Genomic DNA, 6307 nt, shown 5'->3' on the forward strand with positions numbered 1-6307 from the left:
GGATGAATTGATCAGGGGGTGAGCGGCGAAGCGGCGGGCGGGGAAGAATGCGCATGGAGTTTCATCATGAACGAGCCAAATAGCATGTTTAAGCGGGCTTGGATAACTGCCGGACATAGTGAGCTATGGAACTGTCAGAAGACATACTGTGAGATTCCATGGGGCGATTTGCCTAAAATAGAAGGGGTAACGGACGATTTAAAATGGTTAGATCAAGTTCCATCAGAGCTTCGGGACGCTGTTGAGGAAACCAGCACTCTAAATTCGAGTGATAACGATATCGGCAACTTGGAGGATATTGTTGCACAGGCGCAAAAGCTTAACTTGAAATTACCGGAATCGTTTCTGCGATTCATGCGGGATGCTGACTTGCAGGAGAAGGTCCCCACATGTACCGCATGTTACTTGGGGCTTTCCGAAGAGATTATACCAGTTGTTGGCTCTGTGGATCATTTTCTCCTGCGTTTCATGAACGATTCCCAGAATTGTGTGATGTGGTATCTGCATTTCAGACGTGGCGAACATGTGGGGGTAGTAGCATCAAACTATTTTATCGAACCGGAGATATTTGAATTGATGGAGTACGAAGCGATCAAGCGGGAAGACGTTTTTCGGGATGCCCTCTTATGTGCGGACACTTTTACAGAGTTCCTGTATCGTTTTTGGATAGAAAGCTCGATCTGGTATTCGCTGCACGAGGGTTTTCAGCCATCACCGCTCCAGGAAGATTATCTCAAACAGATTACGCGCAAATTGAAGTAAGGGAAAGTTAGAGCTTCATCCCGCAAGCGAGACTACTGCTGGTTCCGCCTCCTCACGTCGTCGGCTACGGGGTTAGTAGGTGGCGCGACCGCCTGATAAATCAAACACGCCGCCTGTGGTGAAGGAGCAGTCTTCGGAGCTGAGCCAGGCGACGAGGGCGGCGGCTTCTTCCACTTTTCCAACACGGCCCATGGGAATCTTAGCCACCATGTAATCGATCTGCTGCTGGGTGCATTGTTTGAGGATGTCCGTGTGGATGACGGCAGGGGTGATGCAGTTCACGCAGATGTTTGATAGCGCGAGTTCTTTACCAAGAGATTTTGTGAAGGCGATGACCCCAGCCTTGGCGGCGCTGTAGTGGGAGGCGTTTGGATTCCCTTCTTTGCCCGCGATAGAGGAGGTGTTCACGATGCGGCCGTAACCGTTTTTCAAGAGGTAAGGAACCACGGCATGGCATACGAGAAAGACTGCGTTCAGGTTCACGTTCACCACGTTGTTCCATTCCGCAGGCGTGAGTTCCCATGATTTTTTATTCTCACCGGCAATACCGGCATTGTTGATGAGAATATCGATCTTGCCGAAGGCATCAGCGGTCGCTTTTGCGGCAGCTTCGATGGAAACGAGATCGGTAAGCTGGACGGTGGAGGTGTGGACTTTGCCGAACTGGCCAAGAGATTGAGCGGCTTCGCGGAGAGCGTCGGCATCGCGGTCCCAGAGGCTGACGCTGGCGCCGGATTGGAGGAGGCGTTGGGCGATGGCGTAGCCGATGCCACGAGCGCCACCGGTGACGATGGCGGCGCGGCCTTGGAGGTCGATCTGGTTCATGAGGGGATGGTAGAAAACCCAAGCAGTGTGAGGCGAGAGGAAAGGAGAATGAGTTGAAATTACCAATGGCTTGCGATTTGGGTATGGACTACGTTTTCTCCATGCCGACGAATGTTTTAGGCGGGGATCTGGAGTGTTGTTGCAACGACCCGATGACTGGTTTTTATCGGGATGGGTATTGTCGCACGGGGGCTCAGGATCAGGGGCTGCATGTGGTTTGTGCGCAGATGACGGCGGAGTTTTTGCGGTTCTCTTACATGCGGGGGAATGACTTGAGCACGCCGAGGCCGGAGTATGATTTTCCGGGGTTGAAGCCGGGGGATCGCTGGTGCTTGTGCGTGGAGCGGTGGAAGGAGGCTTTGGTGGCGGGGTTCGCGCCACCGGTGGTGCTGGCGGCGACGCATTTGTCGGCGCTGGAGTGGGTGGATTTGGAGGATTTGCGGGCGAATGCGGTGAAGGGGGAGGGTTAACCACAGATGGGGGGAAGGAGTTTCAAGTTTTCAGTGGGGAAATCGAGGACGAAGGACGACGACGAGAACGAGGACGATTAAAAGACGGTTTGGCTGTTGTGTTTTTGGGAAGTTGGGTAAATTGAGGGCGTGGATGCTGGAAATTTAACGGATAGTCCTTTTGCGGTGGTGACGTTCATCGCGGCACCGGCGTTGCTCACGAATGCGACGAGCTTGTTGGTGATGAGCACGATCAACCGCATGTTGCGCACGCGGGATCGGATGCAGGAGTTGTTCGCGGAGTCGGAGAAGGGCGGGCTCTCGAAGGAGGAGTCGGCGCGGTTGCTGGAGCAGGTGGACCGGGTGGAACGGCAGGCGGTGTTGCTCTTGCAATCGTTGCACGCGATCTATCTGGCGCTGGGGGCGTTTGCGGCGGCGACGTTGGTGACGTTGCTGGGCGCGAGTCTGGCGCATTTTCTGGCGAAGTTCTGGTTCAGCTTTCTGGCGGGGATCGGTCTGGTGCTGGGGTTCGTGGGTTTGGGCGGGTTGGTGGTGGGGAGTTTCAAGCTGTTTCAGGCGACGCAGTTGTCGTTGCAGAATATCCGGATGGAGGCGGAGTTGATCCGGAAGAAGCAGTCGGGGTAAACCGCAGATGGGTGAATTTACCACGGAGGGCGCGGATTTTTTAGCCACAGATTGAACACGGATCACACAGATGGGGGAAAGGATAGCCGAGGGAGTGGGGAACCGCGAAAAACGCTCAATACGCGAAAAAAGGGAGTTTGAACAGAAGGGAGCGAATAGGGTAGGTAACCGCAGATGGACGCAGATTGACGCAGATGGGGGAAAGAAAGTTAGAGAGGGAGTGAGCCGGAGGGGAGGTTGGCCGCAAGAAAGCGTAAGAGGCGCAGAGTGAGTGAGGGATCAGGTTGCTAGGTTGGCAGTCTGGATTTGGGCGGTGGTGTAGTAGAGTTCGCGGTGGCCGCGGTTGGTTTCCAGGTGGAGATGGGTGCGGGTGGGTGACTCTTCGGTGATTTTCAAACTGAGCAGGGTGAGGGGGCCGGTTACACGCTTTTCGGAGATTTGATAGCCGTGGACGCCTTCGAAAACCAGGAGGTGAGGGGCGGGCTTGCCGTCGGAGAGAAGCAAAACTGTGAGGGTTAGTTTTTCTTGCTCGGGTTCTTCGATGAGGGCGAGGAGCTGGGTGTTTTGGAGGTTGAAGTCGGCGAGGTTCATGAGTTGTGAGCGTTACGGGAATGTATGTGATGCCGGTAAATGCTTAGGTCATCGAACACAGCCCATATTATGGCGGTGATCATCGCGCCTAGCAGGTAAGTGGAGGCAGGAATTATTACAAAGATCGCGAACAATCCAATGGGGATGCTGAGCCAGCGTCTAGATGGAGCGCGATCGCGCGGGATTTCAGGGCGAAACTCGTAGCGTAGAACGTATGCCGCTATCAGCGGTATCAAGATGGTCGGGTCACCAAACATTCCGGGACTGAAAAGGCCGAGGAACGGCAGAAGCGCGGCGAATAACACGGCAATCCAGCTCAGGATGATGCGTGTCAGGGTGTTCATGGAAGATGACTGTCAGAGCTTATGACAAAGCTCTCGGTCATGTCTGGTGTGTAAACTGGGATGAATCCCAGAAGCGGGCGTTGCGGCTCTGCATAAAAGTTGGCAAAGACAATGATATCGCCTCCGGGTTTATCATTCCACGATGCTTGAAATTCCATTTGATACTCAGTGCCATCAGGAGCGGTGCCTTCAATGTGCTCCAGGCAATTGTAAGCTTTGCGGTCTTGCTCCACGCGTTCCGCGAGCTGGGCGTAACTCCAAGTGCGAAATTTTTCCAAATGCACTGTCAGAATTTTGTGCATCTCGTCTTTTGCTCATGGTGGTGCGAATTTGGTCAGGCTCTTAGAATTTTTTCCATCGGTTTGCCTTTGGCGAGTTCGTCGATGAGTTTGTCGAGGTAGCGGATCTCGCGCATCAAGGGGTCTTCGACTTCTTCCACACGGATGCCGCAGACGACGCCTTTGATGAGGGTGCGGGCGGGGTTCATCTTGGGTGCTTTGGCGAAGAAGGTTTCGAAGTCGGTCGCTTTTTTCAGTTGAGCTTCGAGCTGCTTCTGGGTGTAGCCGGTGAGCCAGCGGATAATGGTGTCCACCTCGGCCTTGGTGCGGCCTTTCTTTTCCGCCTTGGCGACGTAGTAGGGATAGACGTTGGCGAAGGGGGTGGTGAAGATGCGGTGTTTGGTGGGCATGGGGAAAATTATGAAGTGTGAAGGATGAAGGAGAGGTCAGTATTTTGTGGTCATGACATCCATGTCTCTGTGGCGGCAGTAACGCTCCATTTGTCTTTTTCCTTCTTAACCGTGAAGGTGTATCCGCGAGCATACAGCATTCCTGCATAGAAACTGCCTGTCACTTCCACTTCCGTAGGGGAGATCCATTTGATCTTTTCGCTATTGAATATTACACCGCGCTGGTCGTTACGCTTTTCCACTACCCACCCAGCTTGGGAAAAGGTGCTAGCGGATGCTTTCTGAACTGGCGTTTTCAGGTCAGCAAAACGTTTCATGAAATCAATTGAAGGGTCACGTGCGGAGTCGAAGATATCTTGTCCTTTAGCGTTCAGGCTAACGGATAGAAAATACACTTTTGCTTCGGTGACTTGGTTGGTCGCAATCTGATAACGAAAAAGAGTCTCAAGGATGTCATTGGTTTCTTGCTGACGTCTCGCGGCAATGGCTTTAGACGATTCTGCTGGTTCGTCTGCATGCACTGCGTGGGACGAGCACAAGACAGCCAGCATAAGAACAGTTAGAATCGTGATATGCTTCATAACAGCTAAGGGCAAAAGCTTGGTTGAGGGTTTGATTACTCTTGAGTCGATAATAGGCGCTAGCGGTGAAATGGCCAGATAACAATGGGGGCGAAAGGGTGGTGCTACGGCGGACGTCGCGGACTGCCGGCTGGAATCCGGCAGCACGGGTCGCGTGTTTCGTCTTGGCTCCCCAAACCTCATCTGACTTTAATCGCACCCGACACAACCACGTTGAGAGGAGGGCGTTTTGCCCAACGTAGTCCCGCTTGGGTGCGGGACAACGTTGGGCTTTGGGACGGTGCCCCGATTGGGGCACGGGGGAAGGGGGGGGCAGGCCCAAGGTCTCTGGTTTCAGGTCGGACGCGGGGGCAGTTTCGTGTTTCTTGTTTCTGGTTTCGGATGGGAAGAATAAACGCGAACGACGCGAAATACGCGAACGGGGGATTTTTCAACCGAATGGGGTCAAGCGAATGGGGAGCTTGTCTCAGATCTAGGGTTTCATGTTGCAGGTCAGTGAGGGTTGGAGATGAAACGGGTTTTCAGCCCTTGGTCTTTTTTACGGTGGATACCCAGGCCGGTGGCCTGGATTGGTATGAACCGCGCCGTTGGCGCTGATACGGGGCAGGAGGTTGTTTGGTTTGTTTGCACTCTTTCTGAGTGCGGATTTTTATGGGTGTTTACCGTAGGTGTCGTCGCTGATGCTCCTCAACTCCGAATGTTTTCGCGAGCAGGCCTCCGGCTACTTTCTTTAATCCCTTCGGGATTAGTGAGGCCTCTCACTCAAGATCTAGCAAATGATGACAAGTTTTCGAGGGGCTATGCCAAGCATTATCATCGTCTCAGGTGGATGGCTAACGGGATATGACAATCAATTCGAAATATTGATAGATCAGAGCAAAGGACAATAGGGCAGCTATGCAGGCACAGGTTTTGTCGGCATTTGAGCCGCGGCGGAAAGATTCAACAGTCGCGATCACGCAGGCCACGAGGAGTATTCCACCTATAATCCAGACAGAGCGGGTGACGGGTTCGGTGACGAAAGTTCCGCCGCCAGATTTAACAACGAGCGCAGGACGCAAATAGGGAAAATATAAAACGCCAAATGCACTGAGAATAAGAGCGATCAAGCCTCGCAAGGTTAGAGGGTGACGGGTGGGGTTCACTTGTGAGTTGAATATATGTTTTTTGTGGCTGGAAGCCAAGGGCCGAGTGGGGTGGACGCAACCATATCGGAAGTTCCAAGTTTTCAGTGTTCAGTTTTCAGCGGGAAAGTGGTTAGGATGTGGGTGGCACAGGGGAAATAGCCGATAGCCGAGGATTTCAAATTTCAGATTTGAGATCAGTAGCAAACCACAGGAGTAGAAGCAGAAAATGCTGGTCTGAGGATTTTGACTGCGCCACACGGAGCAGGTGAAAACAAAAAAGCACTCAAACCAGCAC

10 protein-coding genes are annotated in these 6307 nt (G+C 53.1%); 3 read left to right on the forward strand and 7 right to left on the reverse strand.

Going from position 1 to position 6307, the window contains the following annotated elements:
- Positions 1-18: 18 nt before the first annotated feature.
- A complete protein-coding gene (locus tag VGH19_14535; GenBank protein HEY1172584.1) occupies positions 19-762 on the forward strand; it encodes a hypothetical protein in 744 nt (247 codons plus the stop codon).
- Between the two features lie 72 nt (positions 763-834).
- Here VGH19_14535 and VGH19_14540 read toward each other — a convergent pair whose 3' ends face one another.
- Positions 835-1587 carry an SDR family NAD(P)-dependent oxidoreductase gene (locus tag VGH19_14540; protein ID HEY1172585.1) on the reverse strand — a complete coding sequence of 251 codons (753 nt, stop codon included), beginning with the start codon at positions 1585-1587 and terminating at the stop codon, positions 835-837.
- A 65-nt stretch (positions 1588-1652) separates the two neighbouring features.
- Between VGH19_14540 and VGH19_14545 the strand changes: the two genes are divergently transcribed.
- Both VGH19_14545 and VGH19_14550 read left to right on the forward strand, forming a co-directional pair.
- Positions 1653-2057 carry a DUF2237 domain-containing protein gene (locus VGH19_14545; protein HEY1172586.1) on the forward strand — a complete coding sequence of 135 codons (405 nt, stop codon included), beginning with the start codon at positions 1653-1655 and terminating at the stop codon, positions 2055-2057.
- Between the two features lie 129 nt (positions 2058-2186).
- Positions 2187-2681, forward strand: a complete 495-nt coding sequence (locus VGH19_14550; GenBank protein ID HEY1172587.1) for a DUF2721 domain-containing protein — start codon at positions 2187-2189, stop codon at positions 2679-2681.
- A 279-nt stretch (positions 2682-2960) separates the two neighbouring features.
- Here VGH19_14550 and VGH19_14555 read toward each other — a convergent pair whose 3' ends face one another.
- The 6 genes from VGH19_14555 to VGH19_14580 form a co-directional block, all read right to left on the reverse strand.
- Positions 2961-3272 (reverse strand): hypothetical protein, encoded by a 312-nt coding sequence (locus tag VGH19_14555; GenBank protein ID HEY1172588.1) that lies wholly within the window; start codon positions 3270-3272, stop codon positions 2961-2963.
- Positions 3269-3616, reverse strand: a complete 348-nt coding sequence (locus VGH19_14560) for a hypothetical protein (protein HEY1172589.1) — start codon at positions 3614-3616, stop codon at positions 3269-3271. The genes VGH19_14555 and VGH19_14560 overlap by 4 nt, the downstream gene beginning before the upstream one ends.
- The gene (locus VGH19_14565; protein HEY1172590.1) at positions 3613-3918 is read right to left on the reverse strand and encodes a hypothetical protein; all 306 of its coding nucleotides are present in this window, start codon (positions 3916-3918) and stop codon (positions 3613-3615) included. Before VGH19_14565 ends, VGH19_14560 begins: the two co-directional genes overlap by 4 nt.
- Before the next feature lie 32 nt (positions 3919-3950).
- Positions 3951-4304, reverse strand: a complete 354-nt coding sequence (locus tag VGH19_14570) for a DUF2200 domain-containing protein (GenBank protein HEY1172591.1) — start codon at positions 4302-4304, stop codon at positions 3951-3953.
- A 50-nt stretch (positions 4305-4354) separates the two neighbouring features.
- On the reverse strand, positions 4355-4885 hold the full coding sequence (locus VGH19_14575) for a hypothetical protein (protein ID HEY1172592.1): 531 nt from the start codon (positions 4883-4885) through the stop codon (positions 4355-4357).
- Positions 4886-6120: 1235 nt separating this feature from the next.
- Positions 6121-6307, reverse strand: a 187-nt coding sequence (locus VGH19_14580) for a hypothetical protein (GenBank protein ID HEY1172593.1), incomplete at its 5' end; no start/stop codon positions are given.

Source organism: Verrucomicrobiia bacterium (assembly GCA_036405135.1).
Lineage (GTDB): Bacteria > Verrucomicrobiota > Verrucomicrobiia > Limisphaerales > JAEYXS01 > JAEYXS01.

What these genes read in the sequence shown, in the direction of transcription:
- VGH19_14540 (HEY1172585.1), bottom strand. Translation starts at nt 1,587, where the DNA reads ATGAACCAGATCGACCTCCAAGGCCGCGCCGCCATCGTCACCGGTGGC.
- VGH19_14545 (HEY1172586.1), top strand. Translation starts at nt 1,653, where the DNA reads ATGGCTTGCGATTTGGGTATGGACTACGTTTTCTCCATGCCGACGAAT.
- VGH19_14555 (HEY1172588.1), bottom strand. Translation starts at nt 3,272, where the DNA reads ATGAACCTCGCCGACTTCAACCTCCAAAACACCCAGCTCCTCGCCCTC.
- VGH19_14560 (HEY1172589.1), bottom strand. Translation starts at nt 3,616, where the DNA reads ATGAACACCCTGACACGCATCATCCTGAGCTGGATTGCCGTGTTATTC.
- VGH19_14565 (HEY1172590.1), bottom strand. Translation starts at nt 3,918, where the DNA reads ATGCACAAAATTCTGACAGTGCATTTGGAAAAATTTCGCACTTGGAGT.
- VGH19_14570 (HEY1172591.1), bottom strand. Translation starts at nt 4,304, where the DNA reads ATGCCCACCAAACACCGCATCTTCACCACCCCCTTCGCCAACGTCTAT.
- VGH19_14575 (HEY1172592.1), bottom strand. Translation starts at nt 4,885, where the DNA reads ATGAAGCATATCACGATTCTAACTGTTCTTATGCTGGCTGTCTTGTGC.